This window comes from Luedemannella flava, from assembly GCF_039528515.1.
GTDB lineage: Bacteria > Actinomycetota > Actinomycetes > Mycobacteriales > Micromonosporaceae > Luedemannella > Luedemannella flava.
This window is the reverse complement of the sequence record NZ_BAAALT010000057.1, coordinates 1-16,882: the sequence shown is the minus strand read 5'-3', so window position 1 is coordinate 16,882 and position 16,882 is coordinate 1. Positions and strand designations below refer to the sequence as shown.

The 16,882-nt window shown below is 72.7% G+C and carries 15 protein-coding genes; 9 read left to right on the top strand and 6 right to left on the bottom strand.

Annotated features, from left to right (window positions below; all coding sequences use genetic code 11):
- Window positions 1–435: 435 nt before the first annotated feature.
- Window positions 436–1,035, top strand: coding sequence for a hypothetical protein (locus ABD211_RS11565; RefSeq protein ID WP_344129220.1), 600 nt, complete (start codon window positions 436–438; stop codon window positions 1,033–1,035).
- A gap of 9 nt (window positions 1,036–1,044) precedes the next feature.
- Here the strand turns inward: ABD211_RS11565 and ABD211_RS11560 are convergent, their stop codons facing one another.
- From ABD211_RS11560 to ABD211_RS11540, 5 genes are all read right to left on the bottom strand, one after another.
- Complete coding sequence (locus ABD211_RS11560; RefSeq protein ID WP_344129218.1) at window positions 1,045–2,166, bottom strand: glycosyltransferase family 4 protein; 1,122 nt, start codon at window positions 2,164–2,166, stop codon at window positions 1,045–1,047.
- 2 nt (window positions 2,167–2,168) lie between these two features.
- Window positions 2,169–3,425 (bottom strand): M48 family metallopeptidase, encoded by a 1,257-nt coding sequence (locus ABD211_RS11555; protein WP_344129248.1) that lies wholly within the window; start codon window positions 3,423–3,425, stop codon window positions 2,169–2,171.
- A 240-nt stretch (window positions 3,426–3,665) separates the two neighbouring features.
- Entirely contained in the window at window positions 3,666–5,069 is a 1,404-nt protein-coding gene (locus ABD211_RS11550) for an NYN domain-containing protein (RefSeq protein WP_344129216.1), read from the bottom strand.
- Between the two features lie 112 nt (window positions 5,070–5,181).
- On the bottom strand, window positions 5,182–5,760 hold the full coding sequence (locus ABD211_RS11545; RefSeq protein ID WP_344129214.1) for an LURP-one-related family protein: 579 nt from the start codon (window positions 5,758–5,760) through the stop codon (window positions 5,182–5,184).
- A gap of 57 nt (window positions 5,761–5,817) precedes the next feature.
- Window positions 5,818–7,227: a short-chain fatty acyl-CoA regulator family protein gene (locus tag ABD211_RS11540; RefSeq protein ID WP_344129212.1), complete on the bottom strand. Its 1,410-nt coding sequence runs from the start codon at window positions 7,225–7,227 to the stop codon at window positions 5,818–5,820.
- A gap of 138 nt (window positions 7,228–7,365) precedes the next feature.
- Here ABD211_RS11540 and aceA point away from each other — a divergent pair, with 138 nt between their 5' ends.
- The 8 genes from aceA to ABD211_RS11500 all read left to right on the top strand — a co-directional run bounded on the left by aceA (window position 7,366) and on the right by ABD211_RS11500 (window position 16,428).
- Complete coding sequence (gene aceA / locus ABD211_RS11535) at window positions 7,366–8,622, top strand: isocitrate lyase (protein ID WP_344129210.1); 1,257 nt, start codon at window positions 7,366–7,368, stop codon at window positions 8,620–8,622.
- Window positions 8,622–10,193 carry a malate synthase A gene (gene aceB, locus ABD211_RS11530; protein ID WP_344129208.1) on the top strand — a complete coding sequence of 524 codons (1,572 nt, stop codon included), beginning with the start codon at window positions 8,622–8,624 and terminating at the stop codon, window positions 10,191–10,193. Before aceA ends, aceB begins: the two co-directional genes overlap by 1 nt.
- A 231-nt stretch (window positions 10,194–10,424) precedes the next feature.
- Window positions 10,425–10,748 carry a hypothetical protein gene (locus tag ABD211_RS11525; RefSeq protein WP_344129206.1) on the top strand — a complete coding sequence of 108 codons (324 nt, stop codon included), beginning with the start codon at window positions 10,425–10,427 and terminating at the stop codon, window positions 10,746–10,748.
- Window positions 10,749–10,931: 183 nt separating this feature from the next.
- Complete coding sequence (locus ABD211_RS11520; RefSeq protein ID WP_344129204.1) at window positions 10,932–12,656, top strand: DEDD exonuclease domain-containing protein; 1,725 nt, start codon at window positions 10,932–10,934, stop codon at window positions 12,654–12,656.
- A 188-nt stretch (window positions 12,657–12,844) separates the two neighbouring features.
- Window positions 12,845–14,629, top strand: a complete 1,785-nt coding sequence (locus tag ABD211_RS11515) for a RelA/SpoT family protein (protein WP_344129202.1) — start codon at window positions 12,845–12,847, stop codon at window positions 14,627–14,629.
- 54 nt (window positions 14,630–14,683) lie between these two features.
- Entirely contained in the window at window positions 14,684–15,265 is a 582-nt protein-coding gene (locus tag ABD211_RS11510) for an NUDIX domain-containing protein (RefSeq protein ID WP_344129200.1), read from the top strand.
- Window positions 15,262–16,101 (top strand): sugar phosphate nucleotidyltransferase, encoded by an 840-nt coding sequence (locus ABD211_RS11505; protein WP_344129198.1) that lies wholly within the window; start codon window positions 15,262–15,264, stop codon window positions 16,099–16,101. The genes ABD211_RS11510 and ABD211_RS11505 overlap by 4 nt, the downstream gene beginning before the upstream one ends.
- 39 nt (window positions 16,102–16,140) lie before the next feature.
- On the top strand, window positions 16,141–16,428 hold the full coding sequence (locus ABD211_RS11500) for an Lrp/AsnC family transcriptional regulator (RefSeq protein WP_344129196.1): 288 nt from the start codon (window positions 16,141–16,143) through the stop codon (window positions 16,426–16,428).
- Between the two features lies 1 nt (window position 16,429).
- Here the strand turns inward: ABD211_RS11500 and ABD211_RS11495 are convergent.
- Window positions 16,430–16,882 (bottom strand): alpha/beta hydrolase (locus ABD211_RS11495; RefSeq protein WP_344129194.1); only part of this gene is annotated, 453 nt, incomplete at its 5' end.

The following is a 16,882-nucleotide window of genomic DNA, read 5'->3' as shown; positions in this document are numbered from 1 at the left end:
GCGACTACGCATCCGCACGGCATTTAACGATCATGGACCGCCACCCATCAACAACTGGCGCTCGGACTGCACGTCCGCACCGCAGATGGCGATCTCCACCCCGGCGCGGACCACCTGAACAGTTACTGCACACAAAACTCAAATCTTGGTACTGACAGGAGGCTCGACTTTCGCGTCGGCGGGTCCCGTGATACGACCCGGGATCGGGTGTGTTGCCGGGCGATGGTGTGATGCTGACCCGTGCGGCGAGAAAGCGCGAAAGTCGAGGGCGACGGGCACGCGAGGGGTGGTTTGTCGGTTATCGGGCCGCGAGGACTGCGCATTCGCACCGCTGATCAACCGCCTGAACAGTTGCCGTCCGGAAAGCCGGACGCCCGCCCGGAGCGGCCCCCAGAGCAAGCTCTGACCTGCGGAAATGCGGTACTGTGCCGAACCATGGCACAGGACACGACATCCATTCACGTTCGGCGCCGCGATCGCATCAGGATCGCGCCGGGCGAGGCGTACCAGGTCCGGTTCGGGTTGACGCGCCGGGACCTGCTGCTGCTGCCGGTCTCCGTAGTGTCTGTCGTCGTCGGCGTGGCCGCGTGGCACGACATACCTGTTCCGGCGGGTATCGCCATCGTGTTCGGCGGCGTGTACCTGCTCGTCCGACTACTTCACGTGGTCACCCGTCGGGTGGCGCTGCGGGTCGACGCCGCCGGCGTGACGCTCGGGGTGACGCCACCCTGGCCTGCCTCCCACACGGCGGTCGTGCCCTGGGAAGACATCAAGGAGATCCTGGTCTGGACGCAGGACGCCGGCAGAGCCAAGGTCACCTACGTCGGCCTGCGTCGCCGGCCGGGCAGCCCGCCCCTGCCCGGGTCGGCGCGGTCCGGCTGGCTGAAGCGGCTGAACAGCGCCTTCGCGCCAGGCGTTTCGCCCGACGTGGTCGCGGACAGCAGGCCGGCGACCTTCTGGCCCTTGCACGTTCCGACGCTGCGGGCCGCTGTGCACCAGTTCGCTCCGACCGTGCCGGTGACCGACCAGAGCTGACGGGTTGATTCAGGACGCCAGTAGCGCGGTGAGGCGGGCGGCCTGGTGGTCCCAGCCCCATTCCTGCTCCACCCACGCGCGGCCCTCGGCGCCGAGGCGCTTGGCCAGGGCCGGGTCGGCCAGCAGGGTGGCGATCCGGTCGGCGACCGCCGCGACGTCGCGGCCCGGCGCCACGAACCCGGTCTCCCCTTCGCGGACCGCGTCGGGCGCCCCGCCCGAGTCGCCCGCCACCACGGGCAGCCCGGTGGCCGACGCCTCCAGGTAGACGATGCCGAGGCCCTCCACGTCGAGGCCGCCCATCCGGGTGCGGCACGGCATGGCGAACACGTCGCCAGCCGCGTAGTACTCCGGCAGGCGCGCCCACGGCACCGACCCGGTGAACCGCACGTGCTCCGCAACGCCGGTCTCCCGCGCCAGGCGCTCCAGCGAGGGCCGGTAGGGGCCCCCGCTGACGATCAGCAGCGCCGCGTCGGGCACCCGCCGCCGGATCGCCGGCAACGCCTTGATCAGCGTGTCCTGCCCCTTGCGCGGCACGAGCCGCGACACACACACGACCACGGGCCGCCCAACAAGATCATGTTCTGTACGCACAAGATCGCCGGAAACCGACGGCGAATAGGCGACGGTGTCCACTCCCGGCGCCAGCCGCTCCAGCGACGTCAGCGACCCGACCGCGCGGTCCAGGCGCGACCGTTGATACTCCGTCAGGTAGGTCACCACGTCCGCCCCGCGCGCGATGCGCTTCAGCAGGCCACGCGCGCCGGGCAGCGCCGCCCAGCCGATCTCGTGGCCGTGCGTCAGCGCGACGACCCGCGACACGCCCGCCCGCCCCCGCAGCCCGTCCGCGAGCAGGCCGAGCGGCGCGGCCGCCCCGAACCAGACGCGCTCACACCCGTACTCCCGGGCGAGAGCGGCGACGCGGCGGGCGACGCGCCTCGTGGGCAGCAACACCCCCGTCTCCTCGCGGATGACCGGAAACGGTAGCGAGGCGTCGTGTTCGGCCGCGCCGCGCCAGGTGGAGGCGTAGGCGACGAGGGAGCCGGACGGCTGGCGCACCGCGAGGTGGTGGACGAACTGCTGGATGCCACCGGGCCGGGGCGGGAAGTCGTTCGTGATGAGCAGGGTGCGCAAAGTCAGCGCTCCCCGCGGGCGAACGCGCGGGCCGCGGCCATGCGCTCCACGGTCGAGGGGTGGCTGGCGAACATCAGGTACTCCAGGCGGTTCGGGTCCACGTCGGACAGGTTCTTCAGCGCGAGGCGGCCGTCCATCTGCTCCACGGTGGCCGGGTCGTCGGTGACGACGAGGGCGTGCTCGTCGGCGCGCGCCTCGATGCGGCGCGACACCGCGTTCTGCAGCGGCATGGCCACCAGACCCGCGAGCGTGGCCACGGCGAGCAGCAGCGCCAGCGCCGTCGGCGACGTCACGGAGTCGACCCCGGCCAGCCGCAGCAGGCCGGTCCACGAGCCGAGCAGGAACGCCGCGCAGATCGCCGCGGCCGCGCCGAGCGCCCCGAGCGCGGTGCCGGTGAGCACGTCGCCGCGCTTGGCGTGACCGAGCTCGTGCGCCACGACCGCCTCCACCTCGGCCGCCGGCGCCTCGTCGAGCAACGTGTCGTAGACGACGATGCGCCGGGTCGGCCCCAGGCCGGAGACGTAGGCGTTGAGCGCCGTGGTCCGGCGCGAGGCGTCCGCGACCAGAACATCCTTCACGGGTACGCCGTCGCGGGCGGCCATGGCCGTCAGGCTGTCCCGCAGCTCACCGGCGGGCATCGGGGTGAACTTGTTGAACACCGGCTCGATGAGCACCGGCAGCACGAAGCTGAGCAGCACGACCAGCCCGGCCGCGCCGGCGGACAGCCACGCCCACCACCAGTCGGGCGTGAGCCGGGCGATCCCGAAGAACGCGAGCAGCACGATCGCGCCGAGCACCGCGCCGATGGCCATGCCCTTGGCCAGGTCGACGGTCCAGCTGCCCCAGGTCTGGGTGGACAGGCCGTAGTCGCGGAGCACCCGCTCCCGCCAGACGGCCAGCGGCAGGGTGGCGACCTCGCCGATGAGCATGATGACGAAGCCGCCGAGCAGCGCCTGCGCGATCCAGTTGCCGCCGAACGGCTTGCCGACCGCCTCGACGATCCGCGCGCCGAGCGGCGTGAGCCCGAGGATGAGGCTGACCGCGAGCCCCAGCAGCAGCGAGGAGTACGCGGGCAGGCGCAGCGCGGCGTGGAACGCCCGGCCCCGCTCGACCGCGTCGGCGGGCAGGTCGCGCAGCGCGGCGAGCTGGTCGGCGCGCGGCGCCGGCGGGCTGGACCAGGGCACCCTGACCGCGGCCACCACGAGCACCACGAGCGCCAGCACGGCCAACGTCACCGCCGCCCAGAACCGTGGCGTCAACGTCATGCCGCCGCCTCCGCTGCGCTCCGGCGCCGCCATGTGTCAACTGAACTGATGATTCGCTCGCCGCGCTCGCTCATGCCGCCGCCTCCGCTGCGCTCCGGCGCCGCCATGTGTCAACTGAACTGATGATTCGCTCGCCGCGCTCGCTCATGCCGCCGCCTCCGCTGCGCTCCGGCGCCGCCATGTGTCAACTGAACTGATGATTCGCTCGCTGCGCTCGCTCATGGACATTGCCTATCAGGCCCGGGCCAGGCGTCGCAAAAGGGTGTCGGAGCTGAGCGGGTACGCGCCGTGGCGGCGCACGCCCTCGGCGACCTCCCGGTCGGTGGAGATCACCACGATGGGGCGGCCGGCGGGCTCGGCGCGCACGAGCCGGCGGATCAGCTCGTCGGCGGTTTCGCCCTTGCGGCTGAACAGCACGCGGACCCCGCGCGGCGGGGTGGGCGCGGCGACCAGCTTCTCGGCCCCGTCGAAGACGACGGTGACCTCGGCGCCGGTCTGCGCGGCGATGCCGCCGATGCCGGTGATGAGGCGGCCGCGCTGCTGTTCGAGGGACAACTCGCCGTACCCGGTCTTGGTGACGTTGTAGCCGTCGACGACGAGGTGCACCTTGGGCAGCGCGAGAAGCTGGTCGAGTCGGGCCGGGTCGTCGGCGTCCAGGGCGCGGGCCCCGGCGCCCCCGGCGCCGCCGCGCTCGGCGAAGTGGGTGGCGACGTGGTCGCCGGGCAGCAGGGTGGCGGGCTCGATGGCCAGCTCCCGTTTCAGGCCGACGGCGGCCTGGCCGATCGTCTCCAGCAGCAGCCAGAGGCGGGCCTCGTCGACCGCGCGCGCCTCCTTGGCGGCGTGGCGGGCGCCGCTGGCCAGGTCCTCGGCGTCGGCGAGGCGGGCGCGCAGCCGGCGCAGGTCGTCGTCGTTGTCGGCGGCGGCGCGCTGGGCGCGGCCCTCCTCGACGGCGAGCCGCTCGCTGGCGCGCTTCTCCCGGCCCTGCGTCTCGCGCAGGCTCCGTCCCAGGGTGCGGACCTCCTCGCGCAGCGCGGCGGCCTCCTCGCGTAGCCGGGCCAGCTCGTCGCGGAGCTTGTCGGCCTCGACGCGGGCGACGGCCCGTTCGTGTTCGGCGCGGGCGGCCCGCTGCTCGGCGACCTGGATGCGGTCGGCGATGGCGGTGCTCTCGGCGTCGGCGCGGACGGCCTCGGTGGCGGCGGCGACCATGTCCGCCCAGCCGGCGGGGCGGCACAGGTACGCCAGGGCGGCCACGTCGACGGGGTCGGCCGCGGCCGGCACGGTGCCCTCGGCGATGGCCTCGCCCAGCTCGCCGGTCGCCTCGCGGGCCCGCTGGCCGATGCGCTGCCGGAACAGCGGGTCGGCGGACAGATGGAGGGCGATGAGCGGCCCGCCGAGGCGGGCGCGGCGGTGCGGGGCGAAGTTGGCCACCCGGCGCAGCGGCACGGGCAGCTCGTCACCGGGTAGCGCGCTGAGCGCGCTGGCGGCGAGCGCGACGACGCGCTGGCGGACGGGCTCCGGCAGGGACGGGTCGGCCCCGGCGACGGTGTCCTCGCCGATCAGGTCATATCCTGAAATGCCGGACTCGCCGTCGGACGGCGTCCCGCCCGGTGGGTCGGCGAGGTCGTCACGGTCCGGCATGTCGTCAAGTGTCCCACCGCGATGACCACACCGCCCCGGTCAATCGACCATGGCTGGCCTGCCACCCGGCCCCAACGGGTCGGGCGGGCGGTGTGGTCCGGCGGGCGTGGGATCAGCGGGCCTGGAGCGCGTCCAGGCCGACGGCCATGGCGATCACCAGGCGGCGGTCGATGGCCGGGTCCTGGATCTCCACCATGTACCGGTCGCGCAGGCCCCACCTGCGGTCCACCGAGAAGATCGGCCGGCCGTCGGCGACGAAGTCGAAGTGGTACGGCAGCCAGGACAGCGAGTCGGCGAACCGGCGCAGCAGGGCGACGGCGAAGTTGCGCTCCTGCCCGGTGGCCTGCGGCAGGCCGGGCTGCTCGACGTGCCAGGTCGAGCGCAGCAGCGACTTGGCGAAGTCCTTACGGAACAGGCCGATCGGGTTGCCGTTGGCGTCGGTCACGTCGTACGTGGCGCCCAGGTCGAGCACGCTGCGGGCCTTGAAGCCCAGCACCGGCACCTGCTTGGTGTCGTCGGTGTAGAGGGTGACCTGCTCCTTGAAGGCCATCCGCTTCTGCTGGGCGAAGGCCACGAGCGGGCCCTCCGAGTCGCCGGGGCCCACGGTGTGGACCTCGTACTGGTTGACCATGAGACGGATGCGCTGGCGGACGATCAGGCGCTGCTCAGCCTGAAGGGTCTGGATCGTCATGAGGGGGTGTCACCATTCGTCGGGGGAACCGCCGAGTGTGCCACACCCCCGCGAGCCTCAGTCGTCCCCCTCCACCGGGTAGGGGGCAAAAGTGCTGCGATTCTCGTCGATGTCCAGGGCCCGGCCGATCTGCGGGAAGGCCCGCTGCGGGCAGGCCGGTCGCTCGCACACCTTGCAACCGATCCCGATGGGCACCGCGGCGTCCGCCGCGTCCAGGTCGAGCCCCGTCGAGTAGACCAGCCGCCCCGCCTGGCGCAGGTCGCAGCCGAGCGCCACGGCGAAGGTCTTCGTGGGTTGGCCCCACCGTCCCGGCGCCCGCGTGATGGTGCGGGCGATCCAGAAGTACCGGCGTCCGTCGGGCATCGCCGCGATCTGGGTGAGGATCCGGTTCGGCGCCCCGAACGCCTCGTAGATCACCCACAACGGGCAGGTCCCGCCGGTTCGCGACAGGTGGAACCCGCTCGCCCCCTGCCGCTTGGACATGTTGCCGGCCCGGTCGACCCGCACGAACGAGAACGGCACGCCCCGGGCCTTCGGCCGCTGCAGGGTGGACAGCCGGTGACAGATCGTCTCGAAGCTGACCCCGTAGTGGTGCGCCAGCCGCTCGATGTCGTACCGGTAGCGGTCCGCGCTGGCCAGGAAGTCCGAGTACGGCATGATCAACGCGGCGCCGAAGTAGTTGGCGAGCCCGATCCGGGCGATGGCCCGCGAGTCGGCCGTGATGAACGGCTCGGCCTGCACCAGCTCGGCGATCAGGTCGCCGTACTCGACGAGCGCGAGGTGCGAGGCCATCCGGAAGGCCACCTGGCCGGGTCGCAGGTCGCCGGCCAGGTGGAGCACCTGCGCCACCGGGTCGTAGCGGTGCAGCTCCTGGCCCAGGTCGGGGTCGCGCCGCACCCGGATGCCGTGGTCGAGCAGCCGGGCGGTCAGCGTCGGCAGCACGTCGCCGGGGACGATGCCGAGGTCGCCGGCGAGCTGCTCGGCCGCCTCGTCGAGCGCGCCGACGTAGTTGTGGCGCTGGTGCAGGTACTCCCGGATCTCCTCATGCAGCATGAGCGCGGGCATCGCGGACTCGTGGTCGCGCTCGCCCGTCAGGGCGGCGAGCTGCTCGACGACCTGGCGGTAGCGGCGGTGCAGGGTGACGAAGGCGTGCGCGGTCTGCGGCCAGTGCCGGGCCAGGTCGGCCGCCTCGTCGGGCGGGATGTCCAGGCGGAGCGTGTCGTCGGCGGCGACCTCGCGCACCTCGGCGGTGAGCCGGGCGGTGTCGTGTCCGGCGAAGAACCCGGCCTCCACGCCGAGCGTCTCGGAGATGCTCATGAGGACGGGCACCGTCAGCGGCCGGGTGCCGTGCTCGATCTGGTTGAGGTAGCTCGGCGAGATCCCCAGCATGCGGGCGAGGGCGGCCTGGCTGAGCCGCCGCTCCTCGCGCAGCCGCCGCAGCCGGGCTCCCGCGACTGTTTTCTGCATTCTGTGAACGTACGCTTCGCAACCTTGGCAAAACAGCGGTTCGAACTTCGCAATACTTGGCTCCTTCCGCCCCTCGACCTGCGTATTCCGTTCATGTGACCGTCTTCTTACTGGCGAGTAACCCATGCGGAGGCGACCATGAACGCAGAACAGCTCGAATCGAAGTGGGCCACCGACGCCCGGTGGCGCGGCATCCGCCGCGACTACACGGCCGCCGACGTCGTGCGCCTGCGCGGCACCGTCATCGAGGAGCACACCCTCGCGAAGCGCGGCGCCCGGCGGCTGTGGGACCTGCTGCACACCGAGGACTACGTGCCGGCGCTCGGCGCGCTCACCGGCGGGCAGGCCGTCCAGCAGGTGAAGGCGGGCCTCAAGGCGATCTACCTGTCCGGCTGGCAGGTCGCGGCCGACGCCAACCTCGCCGGCCAGACGTACCCGGACCAGAGCCTCTACCCGGCCAACTCGGTCCCGGCGGTGGTCCGCCGGATCAACAACGCGCTGCTGCGCGCCGACCGGATCAGCCACTCCGAAGGCGCATCCTTTGATTGGCTCGCGCCGATCGTGGCCGACGCCGAGGCCGGCTTCGGCGGCGTGCTCAACGCGTTCGAGCTGATGACCGCGATGATCGCGGCCGGCGCGGCGGGCGTGCACTGGGAGGACCAGCTCGCCTCGGAGAAGAAGTGCGGTCACCTCGGCGGGAAGGTGCTCATCCCGACCGGCCAGCACATCCGCACCCTGTCCGCGGCCCGCCTCGCGGCCGACCTCGCCGACGTGCCGTCGCTGATCGTGGCCCGCACCGACGCCGAGGCCGCCACGCTCATCACCACCGACGTGGACGAGCGGGACCGCCCGTTCATCACGGGCGAGCGCACCGCCGAGGGCTTCTACCGGGTGCGCAACGGCATCGAGCCGTGCATCGCCCGGGGCCTGGCCTACGCGCCCTACGCCGAGCTGCTGTGGATGGAGACCTCGACTCCCGACCTGGCCGCCGCGCGCCGGTTCGCCGAGGCGATCAAATCCGAGTACCCGGACCAGATGCTCGCCTACAACTGCTCGCCGTCGTTCAACTGGAAGGCGAAGCTGGACGACACCGCGATCGCGTCGTTCCAGAAGGAGCTCGGGGCGATGGGCTTCAAGTTCCAGTTCATCACCCTGGCCGGCTTCCACGCCCTCAACCACTCGATGTTCACGCTGGCCCGCGACTACGCCACGACGGGCATGCCGGCGTACGTCGACCTGCAGGAGCGCGAGTTCGCCGCCGAGGCCGACGGGTACACCGCCACCCGCCACCAGCGCGAGGTCGGCACCGGCTGGTTCGACCTGGTCAGCACCGCGGTCAACCCGGCCAGCGACACGACCGCCCTGCGCGGGTCGACCGAGGAGGCGCAGTTCTGATGCGTTCCCACATCACGACCGCCGACGGCGACCCGACGATCCTGACCCCGCAGGCGCTGGAGTTCATCGGCGCCCTGGACGCGGCGTTCGCCGCCCGCCGGGTGGGCCTGCTGATGGACCGCCAGCGCCGCCGCGCGCGGCTGGCCAGCGGCGATGCTTCTCTGGGCTTTCTCCCGTCGACGGAGGCGATCCGGGCCGACGACTCGTGGCGGGTGGCCGGCGCGGCGCCCGGCCTCGTCGACCGGCGGGTGGAGATCACCGGCCCGCCGGAGGCGAAGATGACCGTCAACGCGCTGAACTCCGGCGCCCGCGTGTGGCTCGCCGACTTCGAGGACGCCACGTCGCCGACCTGGGACAACGTGGTCTCGGGCCAGCGCAACCTGCGCGACGCCATCGACGGTGTCCTCGATTTCGAGGCGGGCGGCAAGCGCTACGCCGTCGGCCCCGACCCGGCCACGATCGTGGTCCGGCCGCGCGGCTGGCACCTGGTGGAGAAGCACCTCCTCGTCGACGGCCGGCCGGTCGCCGCGGCCCTGGTCGACGCGGGCCTGTACCTGTTCCACTGCGCGCGGCGCCAGCTCGACCGGGGCAGCGGGCCGTACTTCTACCTGCCGAAGCTGGAGAGCCACCTCGAGGCGCGGCTGTGGAACGACGTGTTCATCCTGGCCCAGGAGCTGCTCGGGATCCCGCGCGGGACGATCCGGGCCACGGTCCTCATCGAGACCATCACCGCCGCCGTGGAGATGGAGGAGATCCTGTACGAGCTGCGCGAGCACTGCGCCGGGCTCAACGCGGGCCGCTGGGACTACCTGTTCAGCATGATCAAGACGTTCGGCGGCCGGCCGTGGTTCGCCCTGCCCGACCGCGGCTCCGTCAGCATGACGGTGCCTTTCATGCGGGCCTACACGGAGCTGCTGGTGAGCACCTGCCACCGGCGGGGCGCCTACGCCATCGGCGGCATGGCGGCGTTCATCCCGAGCCGGGACGCGTCCGCGAACGCCGTCGCCCTGGCGAAGGTGGCCGACGACAAGCGCCGCGAGGCCGCCGACGGGTTCGACGGCTCCTGGGTGGCCCACCCCGGGCTGGTGGACACGTGCCTCGCGGCGTTCGACGCGGTGCTCGGCACCCGCCCCAACCAGCTGCACCGCCACCGCGCCGACGTGTCGGTCGACGTCGCGGACCTGCTCGACGTGGCCAGCGCCGGCGGCTCCGTCACTGAGGCCGGGGTGCGGGCCAACGTGTCCGTCGCCCTGCGGTACTTCGACGCGTGGCTACGCGGCACCGGCGCGGCGGCCATCTCCGGCCTCATGGAGGACGCGGCGACGGCCGAGATCTCCCGCTGCCAACTCTGGCAGTGGATCCGCAGCGGGGCCACGCTCGCCGACGGCCGCGTGGTCGACAAGGAACTGGTGGACAAGCTGCTCAACGAGGAGCTCACGGCCCTGCACGCGGAGGCGGACGCGGCCACGCACCGCTGGGACGACGCGGAGGCGATCCTGCGCCGCACCGCCCTGACCGGCACCCTCCCCGACTTCTTCACCACCGCCGCCTACGCGCAGTACCTCGCCTGACGGCGGCGCCAGCCCGGCGCCATGGATCTTGGGGGCAATCGGCATCTATGAGTGCCCCTTGCCCTCAAGATCATCTAAGGACGCGGGCGCGACATCCGCTGACTGTCCATGGTCGGCGGCACCCGTGTGGTCGGTGCGGGTACGGGTGCGGTACGGGTTTCCGATCGTGCGTCCGGAGAAAGGCGCGGCCAACACAATCGATCCACCTCTACCCGTACAGGAAGGATCAGCATGCGGAACAAGATTGCGAAGGCAGCCGTGGTGCTCGCCCTGGCCGCCGGCTCCGTCTTCGCGGTAGCGAGCCCCGCCTCGGCCGCGCCGACCTGCCAGACCCTGAGCGACCTGGCGAACACGTACTTCCAGGTCCGGTGCAAGTCCTGGAACGCGCTGACGCGCTACTACGCGTACGGGCAGTGCCAGTACCTCGGCGCTTCCTACGGCGTCGAAGGCCCGCGCCAATCGGTGGGCTACGCGAACTCCTGGGGTCCGTGGAGCAGCTTCTCGTGCAACATCACCTACAAGAACTACCGCACCTACATCCTCGTCGGGGGCTGAGCGGGGGTGCCGTCGCGATGGCCGGGTCACCGCGACGGCACCGATGCGGCCCGCCCTATCGTTGGAGGGCGGCGAGCTGGCCGCTTACCTGGTCGGCGGCGCGGGCCGTGGCGCGCGTTGTCGTACCCCTGCAGGCAACGCGCTGGCGCGCGTTGTCGTACCCCTCGCCTACCGTGTCCAGCCGTGCCCGCCGCCTATCAACAGCTCGCGCTCACCGACGCCGGGACGCCGTTGCGCGACGTGACGTTCGTGGTGCTCGACCTGGAGACGACGGGCGGCACGCCGGACGGCGACGGCATCACCGAGATCGGCGCCGTGAAGGTGCGCGGCGGCGAGCAGCTCGGCGAGTTCCACACCCTGGTCAACCCGAACGCCCCCATCCCGCCGTACATCACGGTGCTGACCGGGATCACCGAGGCGATGGTCCTGCCCGCGCCGAGGACCGGCGAGGTGCTGCCCGGGCTGCTGGAGTTCCTGCAGGGCGCGGTGCTGGTGGCGCACAACGCGCCGTTCGACACCGGGTTCCTCAAGGCGGCCTGCAACACCTACGGCTACCCGTGGCCGGCGCCGAGGGTGCTCGACACCGCGATGCTCGCGCGCCGCCTGCTCACCCGCGACGAGGTGCCCAACCACAAGCTCAGCACTCTCGCGGCATACCTGCGCACCGCCACCCAGCCCACCCACCGCGCGCTGGACGACGCCCGCGCGACGACCGAGCTGCTGCACTTCCTCATCGGCCGGCTGGGCAGCCACAAGGTGTTCACGCTGGAGGAGACGGCCGAGTTCGTCAAGGCGGTCTCGCCGGCACAGCGGCGCAAGAAACACCTGGCCGACGGCCTGCCGGACGCCCCGGGCGTCTACATCTTCCGCGACCGGGACAACCGCCCCCTCTACGTCGGCACGTCCTCGTCCATCTCCACGCGGGTGCGCAGCTACTTCACCGCCGCCGAGACCCGCAAACGGATGTCGGAGATGATCCACATCGCCGAGCGGGTCGAGGCGGTGACCTGCGCGCACTCGCTGGAGGCGGAGGTGCGCGAGCTGCGCCTGATCGCCGCGCACAAGCCGCCGTACAACCGTCGTTCCAAGTACCCCGAACGGGTCTGCTGGCTGAAGCTGACCGCGGAGGCCTACCCCCGACTGTCCATCGTGAGCACGCTGCGCCCGGACGGCGCGACCTACCTGGGCCCGTTCGGCTCGCGGCGGACCGCGGAGGCGACGGCCGCCGCCATCCACGAGGCGTTGCCGCTACGCCAGTGCACCCTCGCCCTGTCCGTGCGCACGACGACGCCGGCGTGCGCGCTGGCTGAGCTGGGGCGCTGCCCCGCACCCTGCGAACACAGAATCACCCCCCAGGAGTACGCGCTGAGAGCGGCGGGTCCGTTCGTCGCCGCCGTGGCCGGCGACCCGGGTCCGGTCGTCGAGTCGCTGCTCGCCCGCATCGCCACGCTCGCCGAGGCGACCCGCTACGAGGAGGCCGCCCAGATCCGCACCCGGATGGCGGCCCTGTTGCGGGCCACCATGCGGATGCAGCGCCTGACGGCGTTCACCACGATCGCCGAGCTGGCCGCCGCCCGGCCGGGCCCGATGGGCGGCTGGGAGATCGCGGTGGTCCGGCACGGCCGGCTGGTCGCGGCCGGGGCCGCCGCGCCCGGCACCCACCCGCGCCGGACGCTGGAGGCGATGATGGCGACCGCCGAGACGGTCATCGGCGGCGCCGGCCCGACCCCGTGCGCGAGTGCCGAGGAGTCCGAACGGGTGCTGGCCTGGCTGGAGCGGCCGGACGTGCGCCTGGTGGAGGCGAGTGACGGGTGGGCGTTCCCGGTCGGGGCGGCGGCCCGGTTCGGCGACCTGCTCGCCAAGGCGGAGGCGGCCCGGTCGGCGGCCGACCCGCTCGACGGGCGTTGACGAGCCGTTTCTCGGTCCTTCTGTCGGGTGACCGGATACCACCGGCCACGAAGGACTGTCTGACAGGCCATGATGAGCGGCCGATCGGACGAGGCCGCGACGGATAAGGTGGGAGACACCCGACACCCCGACACGTAGCCGGCGGGAGGTGCGTCGTGGACTTCGACTTCGGCCGAAGCCCTCAGCTGATGAGTCACCGTGTCCGGGCGATGTTCCCGTGGAGCGCCACGGCGCCCGCGGAACCCGTCGGGGCCCTCATCCGCACGCACCGCGCGATCCATTCCGGCGCCGAGGTGACGTCGATCCGCAAGGCGTACACGGTAGCGGAGAAGATGCACCGCGGGCAGATGCGCAAGAGCGGCGAGCCCTACATCACCCACCCGCTCGCGGTCGCCAAGATCCTCGCGGAGCTGGGCATGGACACCACGACGCTGGTGGCCGCCCTGCTGCACGACACGGTCGAGGACACCAGCTACACCATGCCGCAGCTGCGCAACGACTTCGGCCGCGAGGTGGCGCTGCTCGTCGACGGCGTGACGAAGTTCGACAAGGCCTTCTACGGCGCCTCGGCCGAGGCCGAGACGATCCGAAAGATGCTCATCACCGCCGGTCAGGACGTGCGGGTCCTGGTCGTGAAGCTCGCCGACCGGCTGCACAACATGCGCACGCTGGACGCGCGGTCCACGTCGTCGCGCGCCCGCATCGCCCGGGCCACCCAGGAGGTGCTCGTCCCCCTCTGCGACCGGCTGGGCATCCAGGCGCTCAAGCGCGAGCTGGAGGACACGGTCCTGTGGGCGCTGGAGCCCGAGACCCACGCGAAGTACGTGGCGTGGGTCTCGCACCGCCCACAGTGGATGGCGTATCTGCAGAGCTTCGTGGCCCAGGCGGAGACCACGATCAAGACGGCGAAGATCCCCGCCCGGGTGATGGCCCGCCCCCGGCACCTCTTCTCGATCTGGAAGGACACGTCGGCCGGAGGCTACGCCGAGCCGCACGACCTCCCGCGCATCGTGGTGCTGGTGGACGGCCCCGAGACGGAGTGCTACACCGCGCTCGGCGAGATCCACGGGCGATGGCGCCCGGTGCCCGGCCGGTTCAAGGACTTCATCGCCTCCCCCAAGAACAACCTCTACCGCTCCCTGCACACCACGGTGGTCGGCCCCAACCACCAGCAGGTCGAGGTGCTGCTGCGCACCGAGACGATGCACCGCAACGCGGAGTACGGCATCGCCGCGTCGTACCGGTTCCCGGTCCGCGACGCGGGCGGCGGCGGGGCGTCGGGCCGCGCTCAACGCAAGGCCCGCACCGACGCCACCCGCGCCGAGCACCTGGCCTGGCTCCACCGGGTGGTCGAGTGGCAGGCCGACGCGGTCAACCCCGCCCAGTTCCTCGACTCGCTGCGCTGCGACCTTACCGAGGCGCAGGTGCACGTCTTCGCCGGCCAGCAGCGACTCCTGCTGCCCGCCGGCGCCACCCCGGTCGACGTCGCGTACGCCCTGGGCGAGGCGGTCGGTTCCCGCTGCGTGGCGGCCAGCGTGAACGGCCAGCTCGCTCCCCTGTCCTCGCTGCTCGACGACGGCGACCGGGTCGAGATCCACACGGCCGCACCGGGGCAGACCCTGCCCGACGGCAGCCCGATCGGGCCGTCCCGCGAATGGCTGACCTTCGTCCGCACCCCGAACGCCCAACTGCAGATCACCCGCTACCTGGAGGAGCACGGGGGCGACGGCGAGGACGGCGGCCCGCTGCCGGTCGGCGTCCGGGTCCGGGTCGGCCGCGCCGCGGTCGCGCTGGCCCTGCACCACCGCGAGCGCGGCCTCGCCGACGACGCGCCGTTGATCAAGGTCGCCAACGGGCTGGGCCTGCCGGACGTGGAGTCGCTGTTCATCGCGGTCGCGGACAAGACCATCCCGGCCGACGACGTGGTCCTCCGCTTGATCAAGACCGTCGACGAGTACACCGTGACGCCCTAGTGCATTCCCCCACCCCGCCAGCGCCGCGACCCGCCGCCCCGTAGCCTGTCGGACATGACCACCTCCCCTCGCTGGCTTCGTGCCGCCTTCTACCGGGCCTTCTACTCCATGCCCGCCCGGCTGCGGGTGCGCCTGGTGCGCCTGTTCTCGGCGAAGTTCATCGTGGGCTCCGTGGTTATCGTCAAGGACTCGGAGGCTCCGGAGCCGGGCCGGCTCCTGCTGCTGCGCCAGCCGCCCGGCGTCGGGTGGTCGCTGCCGGCCGGCCTGATGGAGCGCGGCGAGCGGCCCATCGAGGCGGCCGCCCGGGAGCTGGCCGAGGAGACCGGCATCGTCATCGACCGCGACGATCTGCGCCCGGCCGTGCCCAACGCGCTCGTCCACACGGCCAACGGCCGGTGGATCGACATGGTCTTCGAGGGACGCGTCCCGGCGAGCAGCACGCCCGTCTCGGTCGACGGCGCCGAGGTGCTGGAGGCCGCCTGGCACCGGCTGGACCAGTTGCCCCCGCTCACCCGGGCCAGCGCGCGCCTGCTCGGCTACTACGGCATCGGCCCGCTCGCCGACTATGAGGAGATCCGCGTCCCGGCGACCGGCGACGCCGGGGACGACGGCGAGCTGCCGGAGCCGCGCCTGTGACGGCCGGCGTCTGCGCGGTCGTCCTCGCGGCGGGCGAGGGCACCCGGTTGCGCCCGCTCACCGCCGAGGTGCCCAAGGCGCTCTGCCCGGTCGGCAACGTGCCGCTGCTCGACCTCGCGCTGGCCCGCCTGGCGGCCGTCGGCCTCGCCGGGCCGGCCATGGTCGCGGTGAACGCCTGCTACCTGGGCGGTCAGGTCGTCGCGCACGTGGGCAACCGCGCGCACCTGTCGGTGGAGCCGGGGTCGCCGCTGGGCACCGGCGGCGGGGTGGCCAACCTCCGCGACTGGACGGCCGGCCGGGCCGTACTCGTGATCAACGCCGACGCGTACCTCGCGGCGCCGGACGGGAGCGCGGAGCTCGCGCCGCTGCTCGACGGCTGGTCCGGCGAGACGCTGCGGCTGCTGGGCATCCCGACGGGGCCCACGGACCCGTTCCGGTTCGGCGGGCACCGCTTCGCCGGGGCGAGCCTGCTGGCGCCGTCCGACGTGGCGGCGCTGCCGGACGGGCCGGGCGAGCTGGTCGGATCGGTGTGGCGGCCGGCCGAGGCCGCCGGCCGGCTGGAGCTGATCGAGTTCACGGGCACGTACCTGGACACCGGCACCCCCGCCGACTACCTGGCGGCGAACCTGCACGCCGCTGGCGGCGGCAGCCTCGTGGCGGTCGACGCGCAGGTGCGCGGCGAGCTGGACCGCGCCGTCGTCGGCGCCCGCGCCCGGGTGCTCGGCCGGGTCACCCGGGCGGTCGTCTGGCCGGGCGGGTACGTCGGCCCCGACGAGCACCTGGTCGACGCGATCCGCTACGGCTCCTCCGCCGACACGGTGCCGGCCGCCCGTTAGGGTCGAGGCAGGACCACCGTCGACCCGGAGGAGCTTCCTGTGATCACCGCCATCGTGCTCGTCGACTGTGCCACCGACTCGATCCCCGAGGTGGCGGAGGCGCTGGCCAACATCCCGGGCGTGAGCGAGGTCTACTCGGTCGCCGGCAACATCGACCTGATCGTGATCGTGCGGGTGCGCGACTTCGACGACATCGCCGACGTGGTGGCCGGCTCGATCTCCAAGACCCCCGGCGTGCTCAACACGGAGAGCCACATCGGCCTGCGGGCCTTCTCCCGCCACGACCTGGAGGAGGCCTTCGCGATCGGCTACGCCGACGCGGAGTGACTCACCAGCCGCTCCCCTCCTCGACGTGGATGACCTGCGGCAGGTCCGCGCTCAGGCGTAGGCGTTCCAGGAACGACACGACCTGCGCGGCCACGCTGCGGTGGTGCACATCATTGAGTACGTCGTGCCGACCGCCCGCCACCGTGACGAGGCGGGCCCGGGGCAGCCGGCGGGCGAGCCCGACCACCCGCTCGACCGGGCTGAGCAGGTCCGCCCGGCCGTGCAGCAGCAGGACGGGCACCTCCGTCGGACCGTCGGCCGCGTCCAGCGCCGCCCAGGCGTCGGCGGCCAGGTCGGCGTCGAGCACGTCGCCCCGGCGCAGCGTCAGGTCGTCGGCGAGCCGCGCCCGATGCACCCGGCAGCCCGTCCGGGCCTCGAGCTCGGCGGCCCAGGTCGACTCGACGAGCGGGCTGCCGCCCGTCGCGTCCGGGCGGGCCGGCACCCCGGCCGCGAC

What these genes read in the sequence shown, in the direction of transcription:
- ABD211_RS11565 (WP_344129220.1), top strand. Translation starts at nt 436, where the DNA reads ATGGCACAGGACACGACATCCATTCACGTTCGGCGCCGCGATCGCATC.
- ABD211_RS11550 (WP_344129216.1), bottom strand. Translation starts at nt 5,069, where the DNA reads ATGCCGGACCGTGACGACCTCGCCGACCCACCGGGCGGGACGCCGTCC.
- ABD211_RS11545 (WP_344129214.1), bottom strand. Translation starts at nt 5,760, where the DNA reads ATGACGATCCAGACCCTTCAGGCTGAGCAGCGCCTGATCGTCCGCCAG.
- ABD211_RS11540 (WP_344129212.1), bottom strand. Translation starts at nt 7,227, where the DNA reads ATGCAGAAAACAGTCGCGGGAGCCCGGCTGCGGCGGCTGCGCGAGGAG.
- aceA (WP_344129210.1), top strand. Translation starts at nt 7,366, where the DNA reads ATGAACGCAGAACAGCTCGAATCGAAGTGGGCCACCGACGCCCGGTGG.
- aceB (WP_344129208.1), top strand. Translation starts at nt 8,622, where the DNA reads ATGCGTTCCCACATCACGACCGCCGACGGCGACCCGACGATCCTGACC.
- ABD211_RS11525 (WP_344129206.1), top strand. Translation starts at nt 10,425, where the DNA reads ATGCGGAACAAGATTGCGAAGGCAGCCGTGGTGCTCGCCCTGGCCGCC.
- ABD211_RS11515 (WP_344129202.1), top strand. Translation starts at nt 12,845, where the DNA reads ATGAGTCACCGTGTCCGGGCGATGTTCCCGTGGAGCGCCACGGCGCCC.
- ABD211_RS11510 (WP_344129200.1), top strand. Translation starts at nt 14,684, where the DNA reads ATGACCACCTCCCCTCGCTGGCTTCGTGCCGCCTTCTACCGGGCCTTC.